This is a genomic window from Clostridium sp. 'White wine YQ' (assembly GCF_028728205.1).
GTDB lineage: Bacteria > Bacillota > Clostridia > Clostridiales > Clostridiaceae > Clostridium_T.
In genome coordinates this window covers 1,087,184-1,110,596 of record NZ_JAQYUU010000001.1, presented here as the reverse complement: position 1 = coordinate 1,110,596, position 23,413 = coordinate 1,087,184, and the positions used below count along the sequence as shown (strand labels likewise).

26 protein-coding genes and 1 riboswitch are annotated in these 23,413 nt (G+C 26.9%); of the genes, 7 read left to right on the top strand and 19 right to left on the bottom strand.

The annotated features are described in order from the left end of the window. Window position 1 precedes the first annotated feature (1 nt). From rpoZ to PTZ02_RS05575, 5 genes are all read right to left on the bottom strand, one after another. The gene (gene rpoZ, locus PTZ02_RS05595) at window positions 2-220 is read right to left on the bottom strand and encodes a DNA-directed RNA polymerase subunit omega (RefSeq protein WP_274226835.1); all 219 of its coding nucleotides are present in this window, start codon (window positions 218-220) and stop codon (window positions 2-4) included. Beyond that, the gene (gene gmk / locus PTZ02_RS05590; protein WP_274226834.1) at window positions 201-839 is read right to left on the bottom strand and encodes a guanylate kinase; all 639 of its coding nucleotides are present in this window, start codon (window positions 837-839) and stop codon (window positions 201-203) included. The genes rpoZ and gmk overlap by 20 nt, the downstream gene beginning before the upstream one ends. Further along, window positions 839-1,108 carry an extracellular matrix/biofilm regulator RemA gene (gene remA, locus PTZ02_RS05585; protein WP_202766202.1) on the bottom strand — a complete coding sequence of 90 codons (270 nt, stop codon included), beginning with the start codon at window positions 1,106-1,108 and terminating at the stop codon, window positions 839-841. Before remA ends, gmk begins: the two co-directional genes overlap by 1 nt. A 14-nt stretch (window positions 1,109-1,122) precedes the next feature. Continuing rightward, on the bottom strand, window positions 1,123-2,004 hold the full coding sequence (locus PTZ02_RS05580) for a YicC/YloC family endoribonuclease (RefSeq protein WP_274226833.1): 882 nt from the start codon (window positions 2,002-2,004) through the stop codon (window positions 1,123-1,125). Window positions 2,005-2,096: 92 nt separating this feature from the next. Continuing rightward, the gene (locus PTZ02_RS05575) at window positions 2,097-3,071 is read right to left on the bottom strand and encodes an asparaginase (RefSeq protein ID WP_274226832.1); all 975 of its coding nucleotides are present in this window, start codon (window positions 3,069-3,071) and stop codon (window positions 2,097-2,099) included. Window positions 3,072-3,222: 151 nt separating this feature from the next. Between PTZ02_RS05575 and PTZ02_RS05570 the strand changes: the two genes are divergently transcribed. After that, on the top strand, window positions 3,223-3,525 hold the full coding sequence (locus PTZ02_RS05570; protein WP_274226831.1) for a hypothetical protein: 303 nt from the start codon (window positions 3,223-3,225) through the stop codon (window positions 3,523-3,525). 60 nt (window positions 3,526-3,585) lie between these two features. On the opposite strand, the gene PTZ02_RS05565 is transcribed toward PTZ02_RS05570, so the two are convergent. Beyond that, complete coding sequence (locus PTZ02_RS05565; protein ID WP_274226830.1) at window positions 3,586-4,794, bottom strand: EAL and HDOD domain-containing protein; 1,209 nt, start codon at window positions 4,792-4,794, stop codon at window positions 3,586-3,588. A 71-nt stretch (window positions 4,795-4,865) separates the two neighbouring features. Then, window positions 4,866-5,471 carry a hypothetical protein gene (locus tag PTZ02_RS05560; RefSeq protein ID WP_274226829.1) on the bottom strand — a complete coding sequence of 202 codons (606 nt, stop codon included), beginning with the start codon at window positions 5,469-5,471 and terminating at the stop codon, window positions 4,866-4,868. A gap of 208 nt (window positions 5,472-5,679) precedes the next feature. Here PTZ02_RS05560 and PTZ02_RS05555 point away from each other — a divergent pair, with 208 nt between their 5' ends. Beyond that, complete coding sequence (locus tag PTZ02_RS05555) at window positions 5,680-6,261, top strand: hypothetical protein (protein ID WP_274226828.1); 582 nt, start codon at window positions 5,680-5,682, stop codon at window positions 6,259-6,261. Between the two features lie 53 nt (window positions 6,262-6,314). Here the strand turns inward: PTZ02_RS05555 and PTZ02_RS05550 are convergent, their stop codons facing one another. Then, window positions 6,315-7,385: a GGDEF domain-containing protein gene (locus tag PTZ02_RS05550; protein ID WP_274226827.1), complete on the bottom strand. Its 1,071-nt coding sequence runs from the start codon at window positions 7,383-7,385 to the stop codon at window positions 6,315-6,317. A 210-nt stretch (window positions 7,386-7,595) separates the two neighbouring features. Between PTZ02_RS05550 and PTZ02_RS05545 the strand changes: the two genes are divergently transcribed. Both PTZ02_RS05545 and PTZ02_RS05540 read left to right on the top strand, forming a co-directional pair. Next, window positions 7,596-8,363 carry a potassium channel family protein gene (locus PTZ02_RS05545; RefSeq protein WP_274226826.1) on the top strand — a complete coding sequence of 256 codons (768 nt, stop codon included), beginning with the start codon at window positions 7,596-7,598 and terminating at the stop codon, window positions 8,361-8,363. Between the two features lie 88 nt (window positions 8,364-8,451). After that, complete coding sequence (locus tag PTZ02_RS05540; RefSeq protein ID WP_274226825.1) at window positions 8,452-8,859, top strand: hypothetical protein; 408 nt, start codon at window positions 8,452-8,454, stop codon at window positions 8,857-8,859. Between the two features lie 39 nt (window positions 8,860-8,898). Here PTZ02_RS05540 and PTZ02_RS05535 read toward each other — a convergent pair whose 3' ends face one another. Further along, window positions 8,899-9,108, bottom strand: coding sequence for a hypothetical protein (locus PTZ02_RS05535; protein WP_274226824.1), 210 nt, complete (start codon window positions 9,106-9,108; stop codon window positions 8,899-8,901). 231 nt (window positions 9,109-9,339) lie between these two features. Further along, window positions 9,340-9,891, bottom strand: a complete 552-nt coding sequence (locus tag PTZ02_RS05530; protein ID WP_274226823.1) for a GNAT family N-acetyltransferase — start codon at window positions 9,889-9,891, stop codon at window positions 9,340-9,342. Between the two features lie 168 nt (window positions 9,892-10,059). Here PTZ02_RS05530 and PTZ02_RS05525 point away from each other — a divergent pair, with 168 nt between their 5' ends. Both PTZ02_RS05525 and PTZ02_RS05520 read left to right on the top strand, forming a co-directional pair. Next, window positions 10,060-10,380, top strand: a complete 321-nt coding sequence (locus tag PTZ02_RS05525; RefSeq protein ID WP_274226822.1) for a hypothetical protein — start codon at window positions 10,060-10,062, stop codon at window positions 10,378-10,380. 23 nt (window positions 10,381-10,403) lie between these two features. Next, complete coding sequence (locus tag PTZ02_RS05520; protein WP_274226821.1) at window positions 10,404-10,721, top strand: hypothetical protein; 318 nt, start codon at window positions 10,404-10,406, stop codon at window positions 10,719-10,721. Window positions 10,722-10,858: 137 nt separating this feature from the next. On the opposite strand, the gene sugE is transcribed toward PTZ02_RS05520, so the two are convergent. Next, window positions 10,859-11,179, bottom strand: coding sequence for a quaternary ammonium compound efflux SMR transporter SugE (gene sugE, locus PTZ02_RS05515; RefSeq protein WP_274226820.1), 321 nt, complete (start codon window positions 11,177-11,179; stop codon window positions 10,859-10,861). Between the two features lie 56 nt (window positions 11,180-11,235). Further along, window positions 11,236-11,340, bottom strand: a riboswitch (guanidine-I (ykkC/yxkD leader). Between the two features lie 210 nt (window positions 11,341-11,550). Continuing rightward, on the bottom strand, window positions 11,551-12,333 hold the full coding sequence (gene murI, locus PTZ02_RS05510) for a glutamate racemase (RefSeq protein WP_274226819.1): 783 nt from the start codon (window positions 12,331-12,333) through the stop codon (window positions 11,551-11,553). A gap of 147 nt (window positions 12,334-12,480) precedes the next feature. On the opposite strand from murI, the gene PTZ02_RS05505 reads away from it, so the two are divergent. Then, entirely contained in the window at window positions 12,481-12,810 is a 330-nt protein-coding gene (locus PTZ02_RS05505) for a hypothetical protein (protein ID WP_274226818.1), read from the top strand. 259 nt (window positions 12,811-13,069) lie between these two features. Here PTZ02_RS05505 and PTZ02_RS05500 read toward each other — a convergent pair whose 3' ends face one another. From PTZ02_RS05500 to PTZ02_RS05470, 7 genes are all read right to left on the bottom strand, one after another. Then, window positions 13,070-13,900: a histidinol-phosphatase HisJ family protein gene (locus tag PTZ02_RS05500; protein WP_274226817.1), complete on the bottom strand. Its 831-nt coding sequence runs from the start codon at window positions 13,898-13,900 to the stop codon at window positions 13,070-13,072. 473 nt (window positions 13,901-14,373) lie between these two features. Continuing rightward, on the bottom strand, window positions 14,374-15,789 hold the full coding sequence (locus PTZ02_RS05495; RefSeq protein ID WP_274226816.1) for an HNH endonuclease: 1,416 nt from the start codon (window positions 15,787-15,789) through the stop codon (window positions 14,374-14,376). Then, window positions 15,782-18,253, bottom strand: coding sequence for a hypothetical protein (locus PTZ02_RS05490; RefSeq protein ID WP_274226815.1), 2,472 nt, complete (start codon window positions 18,251-18,253; stop codon window positions 15,782-15,784). Before PTZ02_RS05490 ends, PTZ02_RS05495 begins: the two co-directional genes overlap by 8 nt. A gap of 480 nt (window positions 18,254-18,733) precedes the next feature. Next, a complete protein-coding gene (locus tag PTZ02_RS05485; protein ID WP_274226814.1) occupies window positions 18,734-19,366 on the bottom strand; it encodes an SHOCT domain-containing protein in 633 nt (210 codons plus the stop codon). Window positions 19,367-19,518: 152 nt separating this feature from the next. Further along, window positions 19,519-20,922: an MBL fold metallo-hydrolase gene (locus tag PTZ02_RS05480; RefSeq protein WP_274226813.1), complete on the bottom strand. Its 1,404-nt coding sequence runs from the start codon at window positions 20,920-20,922 to the stop codon at window positions 19,519-19,521. Between the two features lie 465 nt (window positions 20,923-21,387). Next, the gene (locus tag PTZ02_RS05475; RefSeq protein WP_274226812.1) at window positions 21,388-21,561 is read right to left on the bottom strand and encodes a hypothetical protein; all 174 of its coding nucleotides are present in this window, start codon (window positions 21,559-21,561) and stop codon (window positions 21,388-21,390) included. A gap of 614 nt (window positions 21,562-22,175) precedes the next feature. Further along, window positions 22,176-23,261: a hypothetical protein gene (locus PTZ02_RS05470; RefSeq protein WP_274226811.1), complete on the bottom strand. Its 1,086-nt coding sequence runs from the start codon at window positions 23,259-23,261 to the stop codon at window positions 22,176-22,178. Window positions 23,262-23,413 lie beyond the last annotated feature (152 nt).

Here is a 23,413-nt window from a genome sequence, read left to right as displayed (position 1 = left end):
TTTATTTATAACCTTCTTTTACTTGCTCAAAAGTTATTTCTTGATCATTAACTTCATTTATTGCAATTGTTAATGGTTTCTTAGAATCTACATCTACACGTGGCTCTTGTCCGTCTATTAATTGTCTAGCTCTTTTTGAAGTAACAATTACCAAAGAATATCTGTTATCAACCTTATCTAATAGGTCTACAATTGATGGATTAATCATAGAGTTGTTCATGAATTAAGCCCTCCTTCGAATCTAATATATTTTCTTTAATTCTATCTACTCTACATCTTTCAGCTGTAAGAATGCTTTCTATCTTCTTAACAGCTTCATGAACTTCGTCATTTACTACAGCATAATTATATGTTGAAACATAATTAATTTCTTGATACGCTGACTTAAATCTAGTCATTAGGGATTCTTCTGTTTCGCTACCCCTTTTTATGATTCTTTTCTTTAGTTCTTCCATTGATGGAGGAAGAATAAATACGAAAATACCCTCTTGAGAATTTTCTTTTACTTTAAGTGCCCCTTGAATATCAATTTCTAAAATGACATCTTTACCACTTAGAAGCATTTCTTCTACCTTTGATTTAGGCGTTCCATAGTAGTTACCATATACTTCAGCATGCTCTAGGAAATCACCTGCTTCGATTTTTTCAATAAAACTATCTTTGTCTAAAAAATAGTAGTTAACTCCATCAACTTCTCCTGCTCTAGGATTTCTAGTTGTTGCTGATACAGAAATAAACAAGTTATCATTTTTCTCTAATAGCTCTTTACAAATTGTACCTTTCCCAGCCCCTGATGGTCCTGAAATCACTATAAGCAAACCTCTGTTATGATTCACCATTATTCATCAACCTCGTCAATTATTTCATCTTTGGCTGATAATCTATGTGCAACAGTTTCAGGCTGAACAGCTGAAAGAATTACATGATCTGAATCAGTTATAATAACTGCTCTTGTTCTTCTTCCATATGTAGCATCGATAAGCATACCTCTGTCCCTAGCTTCTTGAATTATTCTTTTGATTGGTGCAGATTCTGGACTTACTATTGCTACTAATCTATTAGCTGAAACAATATTACCAAAACCTATGTTAATTAGTTTTATTCCCATCTCTCTCCTCCTGATTACTCGATGTTTTGAATTTGTTCTCTTATTTTTTCAATAGTATTTTTTATATTAATAACAATGTTAGTAATATCTATATCATATGATTTTGAGGCAATTGTATTTGCTTCTCTGTTTAACTCTTGAATTATAAAATCCATCTTTCTTCCAATAGGTTCATTAAGTGAAAATGTCTTAGAAATTTGATTTAAATGTGAATATAATCTTGTAATTTCCTCATCCACTGCTGATTTATCAGCGAAGATTGCAATCTCAGTAGCAATTCTATTTGGATCAATATCAATATTAGAAGTTAATTCTTTAATTCTTTCTTCTAATTTTATCCTATAGTTTTCTACAAGCTTGTGTGATGCTGCTTCTATTACTTTAACATTTTCTTTAATGTCATCACATTTAACTAAAATATCTTCCTTTAATTTTAAGCCCTCAACTTCTCTCATATCTACCATCATGTCAACGGCCTCATTAATTAAAGGTTCTAACTCTTCCCAAAGCTGCTGTAAATTTTGTTCCTTTTCTTCAATTGTGATAACTTCAGGAAATCTAGCTATTAAGGAAAGGGATATATCATTTTTAACTGGATATCTTTTTTCAATTTCTAATAACGAATTATAATAGCTATCAGCAAGTGTTTCATTAAATCTTGTAACCTGATCGCCCTTATGATAATCTTTCAAGTTAATAAAAATATCTATTTTGCCTCTATTAATCTTTTTAGATATGCATCTTCTAATTTTATCCTCAAAGCTTATCATAGATTTTGGCATTCTTATGTTTAAGTCAAGATATCTGTGATTTACACTTTTCATTTCTACTGTAAAAATTCTTTCACTACCTTCTTTACTAGTGGCTCTACCGAATCCAGTCATACTTTTTGCCATATTATACTCCCCCTTAAATTAATTATGTCATACAAGAAATATAATATATTTAATTTTGTAGGTCAATGGTTTGTTAACAAAATGTTTACAAATTATTTTTCAAAATATCCTCGGATGGTTTCTATTCTTTTTGTAATACTTAAACACATCATAAGTAGGATTCGAGCTTTTTGTCCTGGTAAAGTATCCCCAAATATTACACCCATCTCATGTAGCTGTTGTCCTCCACCTAAGTAACCATAAGATTCATGAACTCTTCCTTCAAAGCATCTTGAGACTACAACTACTGGAATATTATTTTTTATAGCTAATTCAATACCAGAAACCATAGCTGGAGGAACATTTCCTCTACCTAGTGCTTCAATTACTATTCCTTTTTCCCCAGATTCTATTAGGAATTTTAATAGTTTTGAATCCATTCCTGCTGCACATTTTATTAATGCTACTCTATCCTCAATTTCATCTACTTCAAAGGTCCTGCCTTTTATTTTATCCCTATAAAACATAACTTTATTATCATCGACTATGCCTATTGGCCCAAAATTCGGAGTTCTAAATGCATTTAAACTCATAGAATTTGCTTTAGTAACTTCAGCTGCAGTGTGCAATTCACCATTTAAACATACTAAAACTCCTCGTCCTCTTGCTTCTTCAGATATTGCCGTACATATTGACGCTGCTAGATTAGAAGGACCATCATAACCAAGTTCAGAGCTACTTCTCATTGAACCTGTTATTACAACTGGTTTATTTGAAGCAATTGCTAAGTCTAAAAGATATGCAGTTTCCTCTAAGGTATCAGTACCGTGAGTTACGACTACACCATCAACATCCTCTTTTTTAAGTAAGTCTTCAATAAATTTTGCAAGCTGAAGCATCATATTTGGAGTCATATGTGGTGAAGGTAAGGAGGAAAAGGTATAAGTTTCTAATGTTGCAAACTCCTCAATTCCAGTAACCATAGACATAATTTCTTCACCTGTTAAGGATGGAACTGCTGCTTTAATTCTTTCATCTACTTTCATTGAAATGGTTCCACCATTAAAAACAACTGCTACTTTTTTCATTATATATATCCTCCTAAAACAAATAAAAATAAATTTTAATTAATTCTATCATAAAAGCCTCATTAAAATGTATTAAAAATAATTTTTCTTTTAAAAAATTTTACTTTAACTTATAATTAACTAAGGATAATTATTTGTTTGGAGGGTAAAAATGATAACTATAATTAGTTTAATTTTGCTGATAGCTGGAATTGCTCAAATTTCTAACGCTATCATAAATAAAAAAAAGATGCCACTTCCTAAGAAGGGCAATTACAAAGTTATGAAAAAGACAGAATATAATACCATTCTCTTTTATCAAAGAGTGTGCTATGGTTTATGTACTCTAATTGCAGGTAGTTCTATTTTTTTCACTAAAGACGTAAGGTTTTTATTACTTCTTATTATCTCACCTGTAGCAGCATTTATTTTCAACCTAGTTGCAATAAATAAGAAATACGTTGTTTTTAAATAATTAGTTTACTTAATATAAAAAGGTTTGTAGAAATGAATTTATCCTTTCTACAAACCTTTTTTATATATTAAAATCACTTACCCATTTAATGGAGTTTAAATAAGACTTTGTAAGTTCCTTTTCTCTAATATTAAATTCCTTTACTAGTGAATCAACTTTCTCCCAAGCACCACTTTCATAGGCTATAACTAATGACAATATATCGTTTTGCAATGACTTCTGTCCAAGCAAAATGCCTTTAATATCTTCACTTATTGCGATTTTGTCCAATATATACTTCATTGGTTTATCGAAGATAGCATCAAGTAAGGAGAACATTCCTATAAGATATGAATCATAAGATAATTCTTCTCTATTAATTAATTGAGCAATACTTTCACTGAATTTAGCTCTAATAAGCGCTGTATTATATAATTCACTAGGCTTATTTTCATTTATTCCTCTTAATAAAGCAAAATGAAGCCATTTTTTTATTTCTTTCTCTCCTAAAAGATTTAAGGCACTTCTTATTGTATTAATTTCTGAAACAAGGCCAAAGGCTGCAGAATTTATGTACTTTAAAAGTTTAAAAGATAGTGCAACGTCTGATAATATAATCTTTTCAACTGAATTTATATTAAAAGAATTGCTGTTAAGCTCATTCATAATATTTATTGTTGCATAGTCAGATTCCGTAATATCCTTCCCTACTAATATTTGTGGCTTACTAAAAAAGTACCCTTGAAAAAAATCATATCCAAGGTTAAGAGCTTCTTTAAATTCTTCATGCGTCTCTACTTTCTCCGCTAAAAATTTTACTCTAGGATTAGATACCTTTTTCATAATTTCTTTTCTCTCTATTGGTCCAGAAGCTCTAAAGTCAACTTTTATAATATCTACATAATTAATTAATTCTTTATATTTTTCATCATATATAAAGTCATCTAAAGCAATAACATAACCCAATTCCTTAAGATGCTTACATATCTCAATTACTTCTTTTGTTGGTTCAATACTCTCCAAAATTTCTACTGCAACTTTATCTGGCGAAATAATTGAAAAAATATTCGTATGTATCATTTGCTCTGTAAAATTAATAAAAGCTTTCTTTCCTTCTGTTACTTCATTAGAACCTAGAGTATAAAAAGTATTTAAAATTACTTCTAAGGTGGCTCTTTCACCATCTTCCTCACTGTATTCATTTTCCAAACTATTTCTAAATAAAAGTTCATATGCAACTACCTTGTTTTTATTGTCAAAAATGGGTTGCCTTCCAACATAAACTTCCATATTCCCCTCCATTTTAAATAACAAATATTAAAGCTGTAATGTATTTTACTTATAATTTTATCTCTTTATAATTATAAAGGATATGGTGTTAAAGATCTTTTAAATGCAATATATTCAGGCTCTAATTTTTTAATTAACCCTTTAACCGGCTTATTATTTTCCTCAAGCCATTTTAAATATTGGTTTTTTGGTGTATCAATAGAATTAGCTAAATCAAATGAAATATAATGTTCTATGCCTAAAATTCTAAATTTAATTTCATGTGGTAAATTCAAGCTGTTATTTAAATATATAATTAATGAATCGATTTCATATAGGTCTTCAGGTTTGTACTCCTGTAGTTTAAATAAATTATCCGTGTATCTTAACTTATAAAACTCAGATATTTTTCTAATTAAGCCGTTATAAATTGACAAATCTAATCTATTTTTCTTAGCTCTTTCCACTAGTTCCTCCAAACTAAATGATTTTCCTCTAGGATCAAATTTTTCATCATTTATCCAAATATAAGCCTTAAGATATTTATCGATTGACTCTTTTACAAGTATAAGCCCATTATTTAAAATTCCATTAATTATTAAGCATCTTGCTGAAATATAGTCCTCTGTAGCCTTGGGAATAGTACTTAAAAGATATTTATTTTTATCACTATAGTTCTTTAACTCGTAAAAATTCATATTTTTCACCTCTATTATAACAAGCTTATTAATTGTTAGTTTTCCAACTACTCAAAACTTTATTATAAATGCTTGATGGATGTAAGAGGTATTTATAAATAAATTATATGGTATTTTTTACTATTTATATTTACATTTATACCCAATATTGTTATGATTATATACATGATAATCACATGTTAAATATAAAATAAAGGGGATATTTATTATGAGTGAAAAAACACACGCTCAAGAGTTCATTAGTCATTTAGAAAACTTAGATGAGGCATTAAAAAGCGGAACAGTAGCAACTATTATTGAGATTAAAGGAGAACGTTATCCAAAGCTTTCATCTACAACATTTGCACGTTGTATTTGTGAATTTACACAAGACGAAATAATATTAAAACACCGTGAGTTAAGTTCTTTTATGATTGAAAAAGGTATTAAAACTATTAAAACCATAAATTATAAAGACATATCATCTATTGAGCTTGGTATACTTAGAAAATTAGATGCTGTTTTTGGTGGTTTTCCAGCAACTTTCCTTAAGTTATTTATAGAGATAAGGCATAAAGATAATACAACATATTCATTTGAATGCTCTGACTTTGAGCAACTTCCTATAATATTTAACTTCCTTAAATCAAATAATGTTACTATTATCGATCCATTAGGCTTGAATAATCTTTATAATGAAAAGCCTGTTGATGAAGTTACAAAATATCTTCATGAAAATTATGAAGATATAGTTAAAAATATTGATTCAGATAGATATAATGAAAATTTATCTTTTGTAAAAAGATATTAAGATAGAAACACATAACCAAAAGCCTCACCTATTCAATGATGAGGCTTTCATTATTAACAAACTTTATTTCTTCCTGAACGTTTTGCGTTATATAGTGCATCATCTGCAACTTTTAAAATAGTGTTAATTTCTTGTATAGGGTATGGATAAGTACCTACTCCTATAGAAACAGTTATATTTATTTCTTTATTACCTTCTATTATGAAAGCATATTCTTCTACAGCTTTTCTCATTCTTTCAGCTATATTAAATGCATGTTCATAATCACAATCTAGTAAAATAGTAGTAAACTCTTCTCCTCCGTTACGAGAAACTACATCGAAGCTTCTACAAGACTTAACCAATAAATTTGAAAGTTGTTTTAAAATTAAATCTCCTGATGAATGTCCATATGTATCATTAATATTCTTAAAATAATCTATGTCTATCATTAGAATAGATATGTTTTCATTTTTTTCAACTGCACTGTGTATATGTTTATTTAGTAACTTATCAAATTCTCTAACATTATTAAGACCAGTAAGGTAATCCTTGGTTGATTCAAATCTAAGCTTTCTATAAAGTTCATTAGTTTTAGAAATATACTTTAATGTGTAATAAACTATAATCGATACTATAATCGTTGATATTGTAAAACTAAAATTAATTAATGAAATAATCTTTGAATCATTTATTAATACAGAATATAGAACAATTCCATATATGATATTTATAACTGACATAATTATAAATTTCTTTATAAAACTAAATCTACTTTTGGATATGTAGGAAAAAATAAGTGCTACCATAATAAGTGAGGTTGATGCAATAACTGATATGTAACTTAATCCAAAGTAGCCTACCCTAAAAAGTGCAATTATAAAAGTTGCTATTATGCTTGAAACAAATCCACCGTAAAAAGCTGCGATCATTACAGATATTACCCTTAAATCTATTAAAACTTTATTATAAGTTTGGATGCTATAGAGAATTAATAAACATCCGGCTAGTCCACAAAAAATTCCTAATAAAATTTTATTTTTATTTGTGGTACTCTCTAGAAGACTTTCATTTTTAAAGATTTGACTTCCCAAGTATAAAAAAGAAATAACTATAGTTGCATTTATGAATAATGAACTAATCATAAGCACCCCTCCTTACAATTTATATTTAAGATTATATTTAAATTTTACCACATTATGTAGAAATAATCATTATTAATAGAGTTGAATTTTCCATTAATTTATAAAATATTTATAAAAAAACCTATCATGAAATGAATTATTCTAAGTTTATTGTACAAATTGGTAAAAAATTATAAAATTGTAAGAGGATTAATATATGAGGTGGCATAAATGAAAAATGAAAAATCTTTAAGCACAGCTTATGAAGTTATACTTGCGTTACTCTCTTTAACTGTTATATTACTACTTATAGTAGAATTATCCTATGATTTAGATAATGAAACCACTTTACTCTTTAACGTTATCAATAATATTATCTTATTGGTTTTTATAATAGACTATATGGTTAGATTTTATTTAGCCGAGAATAAAAAGAAGTTTTTTAGGAGTAATATTATTGATTTAATAGCTATAATCCCTTTTAATTCTGCATTCCAAGCGGCTAGACTTTTGGGGTTTACTAAAATATTAAAGTTTACTTATCTGTTTAAGTTTTTAAGAATACTTAGAATTATAAGTTTACTTCTAAAGCTAAAAAAACATCTTCATAAATTTATTAGAACTAATAATTTTCATTATATGCTTGTAATAACGTTTTTAACGTTATTAATTGGAACACTTGGAATTTACTATACTGAAGGACTAAGCTTGGGTAATTCTTTGTGGTGGAGTTTTGTTACAATTACTACTGTAGGCTATGGAGATATATCTCCTTCTACTCCTATCGGGAGAGTCCTTGCAAGTATACTTATGTTAGTTGGTATTGGATTTTTAAGCATGCTTACAGGAACAATTGCAACTTTTTTTCTAAAGAAAAATAGTACAAGCTATAAAGATGAAACTATTCAGAATATCTGTGCAAAGTTAGAAAACTTTGATGAGCTTACTGAAGAAGATATTGAAAATATACATAAGACGTTATTGGCTTTGAAGAGATAGAAAAAATATTCATTAAATAATTTATATTTCACATTTATTAAATAGAAACATATACCAGTATTGTGATAAATTTTAATGGAGAAAATTAATGAATAATGCTCAATTCTATCCTCAAAACTATCCTCAAGAAGTTTTAATACCTCCTGTTAATCCAGAAGGTATGCATGAAGAAGATGAAGAAGATGAAGAAGATAAACAGAACCAAACTAAGATTCAATATACTAAACCATATATGCAAAATCCGTATTACATGCAAAATATGCAAAATATGCAACAACCTATGAACATGCCTATGCAGTATCCATATAGCAATTTGTATCCTGGAACTCAGATTGGAACTTATAATATGCCAATGACAAATTATTCTCGTACACCTTATTTTTATTACGGATACTATCCATATTACAACTATTATCCATATTATAATCCATATATGTACTATAACTATGGATTCAATCCACTTCCTTGGTTTTTACTAGGAGCTGCAATAAAATAATAGAAGGTAGTTTATAAAACTACCTTTTTATCCATACTACTAAAGACTTGAACTTTTTGACTTTTTCACTCTATGGGGATAAGGCGTTGAATTTTTGTTTGCTCCATTTACTGATTCTATTCCTAAATAACCAACCGGTTCTAATTCCCCTTTACAGATCCTACATCTCCTTCCGTTTTTCATATGATTATCTGCCCTAACAATCTCTTGCTTATCACACTCTAAACATTTGTATAACAAATCTCTCATATCCATTGTTTTGCCATCTCTCCTCATCTACTTTTTTAGGTTTATGCTTATAATGTACTGTTCTGTCTTTACTAAGTATTCTTTAATTTTACATACTAGACATCCATGGTGATCAGTATCAAATATTTTTCTGCAATAATTATTTATATAAATACGAAAAGAGCACCTTATTTACAGAGGTACTCTTTAATATTTTTATACTAATTTTGCCTTACCAATTTATTAAACAAATTAAAATTCATTTCTTAATAATGAATAATCTGCTCTCTCTTCCTTATTACCATCTTTAGTCACAACTTCATATTTCTTAATAATTTTAAATCCATTTCCCTCTAAGATTTTCATTGATTTAATATTTTCTGTTCTCACTTCTTCTGCTACAATCTTGTCAAAGTTCAATTCATTAAATGCGTAGCTAATTACTGCTTTTATAGCTTCTTGAATATAGCCTTCTCCCCTAAATTCAGGAAGAAGATCATATCCTATTTCTGATTGCTTTTCTTCTTTAATATTCCACAAACTAATCCCACCAATATATTCGTCTGTATTTTTAATGTCAATTGACCATAAGATACATTCACTACTAGCAATATCCTTGTGAAGTCTATCTATGTATTTTATAGCTTCATTAATATCCTTGTACTTTTTAATTCCTGTAAATTTGCAATATGTTTCATCTGAACGAAGTCTAAATATATATTTAGCATCAGGTTTTTCAACTCTTCTTAATAGCAGCCTTTCAGTTTCTAATATAGGAAATGGGGTAAAATTTATATGTCCCATCTATAGCCTCCTTAATTCTACTTAAATAATATTCTCAAAAGCTTTTAAAACTTATATATAAATATAGTATATAGCTTGCTTGAATTAATCTAAAGATATATATAATAAAAGACAAAAGTATATTATGAAGTATTTTGCTCATAATATGCTTGAAAGGTGGTAATGTTAATGAAAAAACTTTGTACAGTTAACATATCTTTATTAATTATTGTATTAATTTTTTTTAAAACAATTCCAGTTTCTGCTGTAACTACAAACACCTTAAAAGAGGGGGTATATAGGGTATCTGATCTAAATTTTTCTCCAAACAATTTTTATACTGTTCAAAATGTTTCTAGTAAAAGCATCTATATAGCTATTTATGATGAAAATCAACATAGAATCCAATGTATTCAACTTGAACCTAACTCTGATAAATATAAGCTAACGCCTCTTAAAGAGACATTTAAACTTATAATTGTTGGTGATGGAATGGTCTATATTTCATGATAGTATTGAAAGGCGGTTTGATAATGAAAAAATCCACTTTATTATTTATATTATTTTTATCTCTTTTCTTAAACATTTTTTGTTTTGAACCTGCATATGCACATATGGTTCTTAAAGAAGGAATTTATAAATTTTCTGATTTATCTCTTCCATCAAAGAATGAATATGAATTTCAAAATATTTCACCTACAGATACTGCCGTTGTTGGTATAATTGATGGGACTCAAGAAATACTTACATCAAATGAATTAACCCCTAACTCTCCTAAGTTTAAATTACCACCTATGAAGCCTGATTATAAAATTGTTATTATAGGTAAGGGCCTTATAAAAATAGAATAAAACCCCTATGAACGCACTTGTTCAAAGGGGTTAAATATTGTTTTATTTTAAATAGATGTACTTGATTATCATTCAAAGTTTCAAAATACTAATAAAATATTATAAATTAATCATCATGAGTGCAGCACCTAGTCAAATTAACTTGGAGACACAATCTTTAATCCTACTATCCCAACAATAATAAACCCAATACAAATTAACCTAATAATTTCAAAAGGCTCTTTAAAAAGTATAATTCCTAAAATTACAGTACCTACTGTACCGATACCTGTCCAAATTGCATAAGCTGTTCCCAATGGAATATTCTTTAATGCTAAAGATAAAAAATAAAAACTTGCTATCATCCCTGCTACTGTAAGAACACTTGGAATAAACTTTGTAAATCCCTGCGAATATTTAAGCCCTATAGCCCACCATACTTCAAATAGACCAGCTAAAATCAAAAATAACCATTTCATAACTTTTACACTCCTTTTCACTATAAAAATAAGAAAAGCCAGGTCGATATAAAAATATCTCCCAGGCTTTTATCCTTCCGTGAATACAGTTTAACTGTACGTTTTATCTTGGACCAGTCCAGTAATTTATTTAAAACTGCGGAACCCTATAAAACTTTTAAATATTAATATTTTGTTTACAGATAAATATTATCATAGATTTTATAATAAGTAAATTTACAATATTAATTTCATTAAAATTTCTGTCTGTTCATCGTCGCCTAATTTGAAAATATGTGTATCAAATTTTTCAAATCCTAGCTTTTCATAAAATTTTATGGCATTTATGTTGTGTTCCCAAACACCTAACCAAATGTAAAAATACTTTAGATTTATTCATTAACGTCCTCAAGTCTTTTAAATAGTACATTAAATCTATCTAATTCATTTTCTTTTTCAACCTTTACTCCTGAATTATAAAATGAAATATTTCCGTTACCTTCATTTAAAGAATTCAATTCTTTTAAAATTCTTTTTAAATTATTCGCAGTACCATAATTTCCATCTATGATATTTACCTGTGGCTGAACTAACTTCTTAAACATATCTTTATAGTACGAGAAATGAGTACATCCTAAAACAATAGTTTCATAGTTTTCTATATCATATTTACTTAATTGTTCTTTAAGATAAGGTAGTACTATTTCATCACTAAATTGAAGGCCTTCAGAAAATTTAACTAACCCTGGAAGCGGCAATAAGTCTACAACATGTTCATTATCTAATTTACTAATGAGATTCTGTAATCTTTCTTCCTTTAAAGTTAATTCTGTAGCAGTAACTAAAACTCGTTTATTAATATCTTTATTATTTTCAACAGCAGGCTTTACTGCTGGCTCCATTCCGATGATTGGAATGTCATATTTAGCCCTGAGTTCTTCAATCGCTACACTTGTAGCTGTATTACAAGCAATAACTACAGCCTTAACCCCCTGCTTAATAATAAAATCTACTGCATTCAAAATATATTTTTTAACGTCTTCTTTTGGCTTTGGTCCATATGGAACATTCATAGTATCTGCGTAATATATGTAATCTTCATTAGGTAGGATCTTTAATGTATCGTATAATACAGTCACACCACCAATACCTGAGTCAAAAAAACCTATTTTCATGTCAATTCCTCCAATAACTAAAAGCTATAAATAATCTTAACATATATGAAATTATATTTCAGCAAATTAGATGTTATTATTTTAATTGCAAATAAAGTGAATATTGCGATTAAAAAAACAAAATAATAATACAATGGAGGTGTTCCTATGAATATAAAGAAATTTTTATTACTCTTTTTGATATCAATATTTACGTTTGTTGAATTCCCACAAGCTCAGGTTCAACCACCGCCTATAGCAAACACTTACAAACAAGGTATCTATGATATCTCTCACTATTCCGGAAAATTTATTACCTCGAAACTTACAACTCCTGATGCACCTGTTACAGTGATTGTACTTGATTCTAATGGCAATCAAAAAGTACTATTAAGATCTATTAATCCAAATGAAATTGTAAAATTGGGTCCTATAAAAGAAGGTGATCTTATGGTAATAGTCGGCTCAGGTGAAATATCTTTTTCTCCTGTTCAATAAATTGCTAATATAGAATTTTTGAACCTATAATCACTGCATAATTTTAAATTTATTACTTACTTTTAAATAAATATTGAGTATTATCTCTATTCATTAATATAAACACATTTTAACTTTTAATATTCCACCAAAAGATAAAAGCCCTGCAAACTATCATGTTTGCAGGGTTAAATACTAATTTAGGCATGGGTTCCTGTACTTGAGCCCACGCCACAAACCGTCTAAAAGTTGAATTTCATTCTAATTTATAGTATTTCTCCTACAATTTATGATAAATTGGCTTCATATCTTCAAAAGTGCAATAATATTCGAATCCTAGTTTCTTTAACTCTAATCTCGTTTCATTAATATATACACCTAAATCTTCATGGACATGACTATCACTACCGATTGTAATGATCTTGCCTCCTAATTCTTTATAAATTTTTAGTATATTACGTGATGGTGTTAAATCATTAAGTTTATATCTATGGGAGCTTGTATTTATTTCAATTCCTTTGCCATCTTTAATAATATATTTAAGAATTTCTCTAATCATCACTTCATTATTTGTAAAAGGAAAACCATCTTTGTTATCATATCTTCGTATTAAATCCATATGACCAATGACACTATAATCATGATAGTTTTGTATTATATCATACATTGCTTGGTAATATTCATAATAATATTCTTTCTCTGTTTTTCCTTTTTGAAATTCATTAGTCCAAAATTCTTTATTATTAATTTGATGAATTGATAGAATAACAAAATCCATTGGATATAAATTAAAGATTTTTTGGAAACTTTTAATTGTATGCATTTGAACCCCAAACTCGAGTCCTTTTTTTATTCTAATTTCATTAGAGTATTTAATCTGTAGTCTTTCAATTTCTTTAAAGTATAAAGGATAGTTTACATTATAAATAGGCGTATTTTCATCATGCTTAATCATATCAGATTGTTCCCAATCTACCTTAATACCATAATCTACATGATCAGTAAAACAAATTTCACTTATTCCCATTTTTATTGCGTCAGTAATGACACTTTCCATTATGTATTCAGAATCATCACTAAAATTTGTATGCACATGGTAATCACAAATCATAAAATACCCCTCATTTTTACCTTTATTTTTTATCTATTTAATAGCCTTATAAGTATACTATTATTATATATTTCTAAATACTTATATTCATTTCAAATATTGAAAACATTGAAATGATGTACTTGGTTTTTTACTAAATAAAAATTCCGGCCACGTTTGAATATTCCTAAAATAAACAAAAACCCTGCAAACTCTCATGTTTGCAGGGTTAAATGCCAATTTTGGTCTGAGTAGCGGGACTTGAACCCGCGACCCCAAGAGCCTCTTAGAATAGAAAACTATCTAATATCAAAAGCTATTAAATGGCTATTTTACTATGTTATCTATTAGTCTGTATTATAATAAAAATACTCAAAAATACTATATTTTATTAAATTATGGCACCTTTTTGGCATCTAAAAATATTAATTATATAGTAAATACTTTATTTATTCATAAGCTAAAATCTTTATGACCTTTATCAAAATTGTTGTTTAAAATTCTAATTGAGTTATTATGTCATTATATAATTTACTTAAGTTTGAATCCATAGTATTATCAAAGTCTCTATGATCAATTAATAGCTCTATAATTTTATCTCTTGTTTCAAATAAATTGGAATGTTCACTTAACAGTAAGTCTATATACTCCTTAGTGTATATAGATTTTTTTAAAATTAACTCTTTTATAACATTAGAATGATATTGGTATACTGCTTCTAAATTAAATACATTTATGTTATTTTGGCATCTCTCCGAAATATCTTTATCTACTTCATCTTTTTCTATTAATTTTATTACAAACTCGTCTTTTCCTAAAAATGAATCAGAAGATTGTGGAATGTAATCAAAAAAATAAAAATCATCGATTGCGTGTTCGTATGGATTTATATATTTTTCATATGTAAATTCTTTTTTACCTTTCAGACTTGAATTACAAAACTTACAACTTGGAACTAAATTAAATATAGACATTGATAAATATGGATATCGTGATTTAGGAAAAAAATGATCTAAATCTGCTCTCATTTTGCCAGCTTCAGAATAAATTGGAGTTATATATTGGCGATTACAATAAGGGCATACTTTCAAATTTAATTCTAATAAAAATCTATATGCACTCCAATTATTTATGCCTAAATTATTTCTTTTGCAGTAGAGATTATAATTTTGTAAGTTAATTACTTTTTCAGGCACTTCTTCTGAAAAACTTTTCTTATAAGTTTTAAAAATTGAGTTGATTTTTAATATAAATTTTCTTTCTGTCATGTTTATATCCAAACGCCTTAATTCATTTCTAATTTCTTCAAAAATTATTTTTATTTTATAATTGTCAATATTTAATGATATTATGTTCTCTAACTCATTTAATAAATTTCTTATAAAGATATTTTGTTTTGTATCATGAAGCCTTTCATGATAAATTTCATCACTTAAATAATCTAATAAATTTGTTGTTTTTAATTTAGATGAATATTTTTGCAAAAAATTATTTTCTAAATCATAATATCCTATCATATCCATTCCTGAAAACTTTTTATAACCAAAACTATCTAAAATATATTTATTATATATATCTTCTGAATTATTATAAATCTCATTAAATATGATAGGAAACTTATTATTTATATCATGAATAATTTCATTTAAGGCATTAGGACTAGAGATAAATATATTGCTTTCTATATCTTTTAGATTGTTTTCAATCTCATTAAGGTTTGTAATATGCTCAAGAATGTACTTACAAAATTTTATATGCTCTTCTTTAAAATCTTCTCCATATTTTTCACTCAATATCTGCAAGATTTCTTCACTTTCTTTAAGGGTCTCTATATTTTTTCTTATGTTTGATTCTATTATATAATTCACATGCTTTCTTATTATATCTTTTGAAAGGTTAATTTTAATCATTATTAATCTTTCCCTTCATATTTAATTCTTCCAATCTCTTTAATTCATTTCTATGAAATTCAATTTCTTTTTCTATTGAAAGTGAATTTTTCCCAAAATGCCGTTCCCATTGGTTTAATAATTTTAATCTTATTAAGGGCTCTCCTATGATGTTAATATTCTTATAAATATACTCTTTTTCATCTTCTTTAATGCTTTCAATGTTCAATATTCTTTTAATTATTTTATCTATTCTTTCTTTAGCAAATTCTCCACTTGTCCCCTTTTTCATGAAGAAACTATTCATAAGTAAATTATGAATATTAGCACCAAAGGTCTTCATATCTGTTACATAATCAGTAATATTCTTTATTTTTCCATCTACAATGTCTAGGTATATTAGATTTGTATTAGGAATATCTGAAATTATAAAAGGTGAATTAGATGTAACAATTAACTGAATGTTTATGTTGTTATAAAAAAGATTTAGAAAATCAATGAAATTTTTTAAAAAGCCTATCTGTATTTCTGGATGTAAATAAACATCCCCTTCATCTATTAAAAATATTATATTTTTAGTATCTAATCCTATTTCATTTTCTATAACATAATCCAATCTTGAATACATATCTAAATAAGCTCTATGGCCTGAACTTAAATCTTCGTGATCATACACAATATAAAACGTTTCTATATTAAGTTCATTAATATTCTTAATGAAGTTCAATAAATTAATATCGTGCCATTTAATAACGAGATTTAAGTCTTCATTATTTTCTATATCATTATTTATTATTTTTAAAAAGCTATGTATCGCCTTTTTAGCTATATTAATGTAACTTACTATTTGCTCATTTGACTCAATAAATTCACCTGTGATCACTTTTCTTTCAATTGCTTTATTGTTTTCAATTACTAATACCTGCTTATTTATTGTATCTACTAGAATCATAAATACTTTTTCTAATTCAACTATTGTTTCATTAACTTTTTCGATAAAATCATCATCAATATCATACTCTTCAAATTCACCTAATCGAATTGTATTTAGATTATAATAATCATTCATTTCTAAATTATTCACTTCTTTTAAAATGTTAAAATCAATTTTATCCATAATCTCATGATTATTAGATATATCTTCTAATATTCTACTAAAATTTAAATTAAATTCATTTAGATCTTCATAAAATTTAATTGAGTCCTGAGTTAAATCATATTCATCAATATGTTCCTTTATATTCTCAAAAAGTAAATAGATATCGTTTATAATACCCTTTTTATATAACTCGTCATCAAAATCTTTTATTATAATTTCATTACCTGGTTCTTCTATTTCAATATTTCTTTTAATTATTTTGTTAATTGCATTTAATGAAATTTCTTCTATATTTTTTAATTCAGCTGAATTTAATTCATTCAAGCAAGTTTCAATTACATCGTTTATATCTACTTCAAATGTTGTAGTTACTTTGTAAAATACTTCAAAAAGCATCAGAAGCAAAAACTGATTCTTTAACTTTTCTTCTTTTTTAATTTCATCCTCATATCCTTCGAGATCTAAGGAATCCCAGTAAAGCATATTTAGATCATCAAATAAAAAATATTCCTCTTGCAACAAAGATTCTTTTTTACCCATATATTCTAATATCTCTGTTTTCTTCACAGTATCATCTGCAAAAGACAATTTCAAATTATTAGGAAACTTAAATAACAAATCAAATTTAGTCCCTTTAATTTTTTCTTTATAATTATGAAACCATTGTATTTTTTTTATAATTTCTGATTTTTTGAATTCATCAATTAATTCAATGTCTTCATAATTTAATGCATATATCTTATCAATTCTTTGATTATTTTTTTTTATTAGGGTTTCAATATCATTTTTATATGTTTCATCATCAACATATTTCTTACTTGCTAAATTATTTAAGTCTTTTTCTATTTTATCTTTATTTAAATTAAATATATTAAATAGATTTTTATATTCATTATTAATATAATCTCGTAACAAATTATTTGTTGAAGAATCTATTAGATTATTATTACTTAAGAGACTCTTTGACTTATCAAAAATACTTGAATAATATATTAGTTTTGTATTATATGCCCTCAAGTTCATATTTCTTTTAATAGTAAAACTTAAATCAGAACGTATTCTAACTTTTGAATCTAAATTCTTAAATATTTCGAGTTTATCATTATTTTCAACTATTATTATATATTCTAGATCTGTTCTTGCATTTGCAAAAATAGAGTTTATTGCTTTGAGTATAGATGTTTTACCAGACGCATTTTTACCTATTATTCCAGTAACATCTTTTACACTGCTACTGATTCCATAGAAGTTTTCAATATAATTATTATTATATTTTATAGTTAATTCAAATTTATCTAACTTAACTACATATTTTGAACCAAAATTTAATTCTAAATCTTCCATTAAATCATCATATTCTTTTATAAATAAATATCTTAATATCATGGTTATCTCTCCATAACTAAATTAAATCTCATATTATTTTTCAAACCACTTTTAAACTTCTTGAATACTAACACTTTAAAATATACCACCATTTTACATAAAAGTACATTATGTACTTTGACAAAACTAGGAGTTCTTTATTTGTAATACTTCTGAATTTTCATCTCTGTATAGACAGCATTATATTTATTATTTTTCTATATAATGTAAAGATTTTATTATTTCTCTTCCTTACTTTTATTTTATATACTTAAAAATAGCCTAGACTTTTACTTCTAGGCTAAAATCTCTTCATTCAATTAATACAACATTCTTAAATCTTCCAGTACTTTGAAGATACATAAGTAACTTGTTATGAATTTAAATCTAACTTTATAAACTACTTTAGTCCTAGTTTATTAATTACCTGTTGGTTTTAGAAAAGATGATGCACACATCTTCTCTTTTCATTATTCAGTTTATTTTATAAAATAATTACTCTTACAATCTCGCAAGTAATTCCTTTTTCTTTTCAGAAAATTCTTCTTCTGTTAATATTCCTTGCTCCTTTAACTCTGCTAATTCTTTGATTAGATCAATTATATTATCTTTGTCTGTCTCGTTATTTATAGACTCATCACTTTGTATGTGTTTTTCACTATTATCTTCTATTAATTCATCTTTAATTTTATTATTTTGTGATTTAGCCTTTATTATAGCAGATACTACCTCCATAGCCCTCTTATCTTCAAATATTATTTTGGACTCCATGCCATTAACATTATAGTTAATTACTACAAAAAATTGTTCTGCTTTCTTAGTTTTTTTCAGCGCAAAGGCAAATGGTCCTACTAACAACATTCTAGTCAATGTTACATCCTTGGTTACTTGTGTATTATCAAGATATTCCGCTTTTGTAATATCTCTCAAAGATATATGTATTATTTCAGCAAATCCTATTTCAAAGAAAACCCCGTTTGAATTCACTGTAATAATTCCACTTGATGCTTTCGGTAAAGCTCCTCCTCCAACATATTTGCTGGTTCTAGAATAATAATTTCGGCCTTCCTTTTTAAGCTTTTTGATTTTATCCAACATTGCTTTTTTTTCAATAGCATTCTCTCTTATACCCATGATTCCCCTCCTATCACTCTCATATCTAAAATATACCATAAACCCAAAAAATAGCCTAGGAATAAAAACCTAGGCTTATATTTTCTATTCAATTAATGTAATATATTAAAACTTCCCTCTTTTTTGCAAAAGAAAACAAATGTATCTTAATATTACTTTACACAGATATTACAAGGATCCGTCTTTGGGCAACTTGAGGCAGGTCCTTCTAAGATATTTTTGCTTCTTGCAAGCGTTCTACAATTTTTATCATAGTGATATGATTTCCCTCCACTTGTCCAGTAAACTGTTCTATTACCTTGAGCTGGCTCATTTGTAGTAACACTGCCACTATTACTATTTGAGCTATTCGTACTGCTTGAATTATTTGTACTACTTGAACTATTTGTACTACTTAAATTATCACTTGAAGTTTTGCCATTATAAGTTCCGGGTTGTGTACTAAAGGTTATTTCTGTACCATTTGATGTTGCAACAATAGTCCCATTCTCGTCAGTTCTAAATACTTGTACATTAGCAGCCTTAAGTCTATCCATAGTACCTTGGGCTGGATGCCCATAAGAGTTATCTTTGCCAACACTTATTACTGAATATTTAGGATTAACTGCACTTAAAAAGTTTGAGCATGTTGAAGTTTTGCTTCCATGATGGCCTATTTTCAATACATCTGCTTTTAAATCTAACCCCTTATTAACCATTTCCATTTCTGAAGTTACTTGTGCATCCCCATCAAATAAGAATGAAGTATTTCCAAATTTAACTTTTACTACAATTGAATAGTCATTATCATCTGTATAACTGCTACTATTAGGTGCCAATATAGTACAAGTAGCATCTCCAAGATTAAAAGTATCTCCAACTTGAGGAACAGTTAATTTTAGATCTTTATTTTTAACTGAATTAATAAAATCCTCAAAGGTTTTAGTTGTTGAAGTTGTCTTAGGAAAATATACTTTTCCTATCTTAAAAGCATTTATAACATAGTCTAACCCACCTATATGATCCTCATGGGCATGCGTTCCTATTATATAATCTAAGCTTGTTATTCCTTGTTTATCCATGTAGTCTTTAATTGTTGGTCCATCAGCATTATTTCCTCCATCAATTAACATTGTTGAAGTTCCTTGTTGAATTAAGATACTATCAGCTTGTCCAACATCTATATAAGTCACTTTTAAATTACCACTAACGGTATTACTTGTCTGTGTAGTATCTTTGTTTTCATCTGGTGTCTCTTTAGTTGCAGTATCATCATTTTTTGATTGTGAATCCGTTTTAGCCTCAGTTGTTTTATTTGGTAACGTGGTTACATTAGTTACTGTGGCTCCTATTCCAAAAAACAATGCAGCAAATAAAATCAATATTCCTGTTACAACCTTTATAGGCAATATCCTTTTCTTGAAATTATCACTTTTAATAAAAAGATACGCTCCTAATAATAAAAATGCAATGCAGGTGAGTGATGAAGTTACTCTTGTTATTGTTGAAAACATGATTAAGTATATAATAATGCCTAATGGTATTTTTATATACTTTTTTGATAATAAGTTCTTCACATTTCCTTCCCCCTTTATTAATAAAATTGTAACATATCTTTTATATTTTTTGTAAATATATCCAAAACAAACTCTCAAAAGTTGCTTATAATTACACAATAAGGTATAATTATATTGTCACTTGATCCTTTCTCTAACAGAGAAGGGATTTAAGAGGAGATGTGTGCACGCATCTCCTCTTTTTATTTCTATTAATTCCACTTTATTCAGAGAACTATTGTTTATAATTACAAACCGTGTCAATACTTTAATGAGGTGACAATTATGGATGAAGATTTTATTAATATATTATTAACTTATTTTTTTCTAGCAGCATCTTTTGTTGCTTTACTTATAATAAATATATTTGTGATTATCTGTATAATATTTAATATTTAATATACTTTTAATCGCAAAAAAATAAAAGCCATGGACTAGAAAATCTAATTCATGGCTTTCAATTATTCATTCGTTAACATTTATAATCTACTCAATTAATGAAATGTCTTCAAACTTTCCTCTATTTTGAAGTTGCATAAGTAACTTATTGTGAAGTTTCTTAATGCTTCTTAATTCCGATTGTCTACCTCTTGGCTCGCAATAATAAGCGCCTTTTAGTGATAACAATATAGTTAACATTTCATCTAGATTTATTTTCATAATAAACCCTCCTCATTTTATCTCTTCATATAGGTATATATGCAGATAAAATGTTTTTTTCAAATTTATTAGAAACTTATTTAGTTTTGTAAATCCTTATATTTATATAATTGTTGCAATAACTTTATATATGCACCTAATTAATATTACTTTAAAATGGGGCTATATCTACTTTGGATAAATGAACTAATCTTATTTTTAGATTTATCACAAAATTAATCTTTGATTTAGTTCCATTTGATATTTTTAATTTCTAAAATACATTATTTAGACTAAAAAGCAATATATTTTATCTTGGTTGTTTTAATATTCATTCGAGATAAGTCTATAATCCGAGTTCTGTATTGTATTTCACACTAAATTAAGCAAATTATATATATATATAAATCTATTTGAAATGGCTAAATTACTACACTTACAATACTTATTTGTATTAAAAGATTTTTTATGTGAAATTCCATATTTTTATGTTAGACTGGCAAACAGACTGGCGAAATCAAATTTGCCAGTCTATTCTTAAAGTATTAAAACCACTTTTTTTAATTTCGTAAAGATAATTTCTTATGCTATTTATGTTTTACTACTATTACTTATATTTTATATAGTTAACTATTCTACTTATCAGTTTGACTTATCAATATAGGATTCCTGAATATCTTAGCTGAATATACTTTCCATGTATTATCTTCATTAAGTAGTGAAATCTTTGAGTTTGTTCTGTAGCTTTTTCCATTACTTAAACTATACTCTATACTTACCTCAACATAATATTCATTATTGAAACTAGAATAATCTATTAAATCGAAATTTATATTTTTAAAAGTTCCATCAAGCCTATTTTTTACATAATAATCACTAGTTTCTTTGAATCCATTAGCAAAACTTTGTTGTTCGTCTTTTGCAATATATTTTAGTTGTTCATCTTTGAAACTTCCAGCGCTTTGATACTTTATACTAAGAAATTTGTTGAAATATGAACTAATAATATCTTTTACACTTTCTAAATCTTTCATCTTACTTAGATCTTTTTCTGAAATATATGTGCTTTTATTTTCTGAAGTATCGAGCATGTATATTGTTGGTGATGAAGGCGTTTCTTCTGCTAAAACTGAATTATATACTAACCACGATAATATAACCCACTTATCATTTTCTTTTTCCACTTTGTAATAAATCTTATTTTGATAATATCTATTTTGTATTGAAACTGATGGATCATTCTTAACATAAGTATATACAGTACATTCAACTAAATAATTATTTATACTTGAGTCATATACAACTTTATCTAAATTTGTTTTAACAAAATCAGATTGTACTTTATCTTGTTTAAATTTATCTATTGTCTTTTGATCTTCACTATCATTTTGTAATTTCAGAGCTTCTGAACATAAGTAATCTCTAAATTTAAAAAATGTTTTATCATCATTATAATCTACAGTAAAAAGTCCTTTTGAAAAGTTATTAACAACTTCACTTATAGCTTTGTAATTTGAATCTTCCTTAAAATTTTTCTTTACAATTGTACCATCTGCAGCATACTCAAATGAAGTATTTTCTTTTGGTAAGTCCTCAACTTTAGTATATTCTACAGTAGCATTTGAGTCATTTTTCTTTGTATCTGTATTGGTATTTTTACACCCAACCAAACTAGTTACTATTAAGCCTGTACATAAAATTGATAGTATTCTTTTCTTCATTTAATTTTCCCCCTATACCTAAATAAAAATGTTAAATAATACTACATATGACTTAGTTATAAAATAATATATAAAATTATACATAATATAGTATAATTTTACTACAATAACTTTTTATCTACAATTAGAATTTATATTAGAGTATAAAATAT

Coding starts and splice junctions, on each gene's coding strand:
- rpoZ (WP_274226835.1), bottom strand. CDS start 220: ATGAACAACTCTATGATTAATCCATCAATTGTAGACCTATTAGATAAG.
- gmk (WP_274226834.1), bottom strand. CDS start 839: ATGGTGAATCATAACAGAGGTTTGCTTATAGTGATTTCAGGACCATCA.
- remA (WP_202766202.1), bottom strand. CDS start 1,108: ATGGGAATAAAACTAATTAACATAGGTTTTGGTAATATTGTTTCAGCT.
- PTZ02_RS05580 (WP_274226833.1), bottom strand. CDS start 2,004: ATGGCAAAAAGTATGACTGGATTCGGTAGAGCCACTAGTAAAGAAGGT.
- PTZ02_RS05575 (WP_274226832.1), bottom strand. CDS start 3,071: ATGAAAAAAGTAGCAGTTGTTTTTAATGGTGGAACCATTTCAATGAAA.
- PTZ02_RS05570 (WP_274226831.1), top strand. CDS start 3,223: ATGATAACTATAATTAGTTTAATTTTGCTGATAGCTGGAATTGCTCAA.
- PTZ02_RS05565 (WP_274226830.1), bottom strand. CDS start 4,794: ATGGAAGTTTATGTTGGAAGGCAACCCATTTTTGACAATAAAAACAAG.
- PTZ02_RS05560 (WP_274226829.1), bottom strand. CDS start 5,471: ATGAATTTTTACGAGTTAAAGAACTATAGTGATAAAAATAAATATCTT.
- PTZ02_RS05555 (WP_274226828.1), top strand. CDS start 5,680: ATGAGTGAAAAAACACACGCTCAAGAGTTCATTAGTCATTTAGAAAAC.
- PTZ02_RS05550 (WP_274226827.1), bottom strand. CDS start 7,385: ATGATTAGTTCATTATTCATAAATGCAACTATAGTTATTTCTTTTTTA.
- PTZ02_RS05545 (WP_274226826.1), top strand. CDS start 7,596: ATGAAAAATGAAAAATCTTTAAGCACAGCTTATGAAGTTATACTTGCG.
- PTZ02_RS05540 (WP_274226825.1), top strand. CDS start 8,452: ATGAATAATGCTCAATTCTATCCTCAAAACTATCCTCAAGAAGTTTTA.
- PTZ02_RS05535 (WP_274226824.1), bottom strand. CDS start 9,108: ATGAGAGATTTGTTATACAAATGTTTAGAGTGTGATAAGCAAGAGATT.
- PTZ02_RS05530 (WP_274226823.1), bottom strand. CDS start 9,891: ATGGGACATATAAATTTTACCCCATTTCCTATATTAGAAACTGAAAGG.
- PTZ02_RS05525 (WP_274226822.1), top strand. CDS start 10,060: ATGAAAAAACTTTGTACAGTTAACATATCTTTATTAATTATTGTATTA.
- PTZ02_RS05520 (WP_274226821.1), top strand. CDS start 10,404: ATGAAAAAATCCACTTTATTATTTATATTATTTTTATCTCTTTTCTTA.
- sugE (WP_274226820.1), bottom strand. CDS start 11,179: ATGAAATGGTTATTTTTGATTTTAGCTGGTCTATTTGAAGTATGGTGG.
- murI (WP_274226819.1), bottom strand. CDS start 12,333: ATGAAAATAGGTTTTTTTGACTCAGGTATTGGTGGTGTGACTGTATTA.
- PTZ02_RS05505 (WP_274226818.1), top strand. CDS start 12,481: ATGAATATAAAGAAATTTTTATTACTCTTTTTGATATCAATATTTACG.
- PTZ02_RS05500 (WP_274226817.1), bottom strand. CDS start 13,900: ATGATTTGTGATTACCATGTGCATACAAATTTTAGTGATGATTCTGAA.
- PTZ02_RS05495 (WP_274226816.1), bottom strand. CDS start 15,789: ATGATTAAAATTAACCTTTCAAAAGATATAATAAGAAAGCATGTGAAT.
- PTZ02_RS05490 (WP_274226815.1), bottom strand. CDS start 18,253: ATGATATTAAGATATTTATTTATAAAAGAATATGATGATTTAATGGAA.
- PTZ02_RS05485 (WP_274226814.1), bottom strand. CDS start 19,366: ATGGGTATAAGAGAGAATGCTATTGAAAAAAAAGCAATGTTGGATAAA.
- PTZ02_RS05475 (WP_274226812.1), bottom strand. CDS start 21,561: ATGAAAATAAATCTAGATGAAATGTTAACTATATTGTTATCACTAAAA.
- PTZ02_RS05470 (WP_274226811.1), bottom strand. CDS start 23,261: ATGAAGAAAAGAATACTATCAATTTTATGTACAGGCTTAATAGTAACT.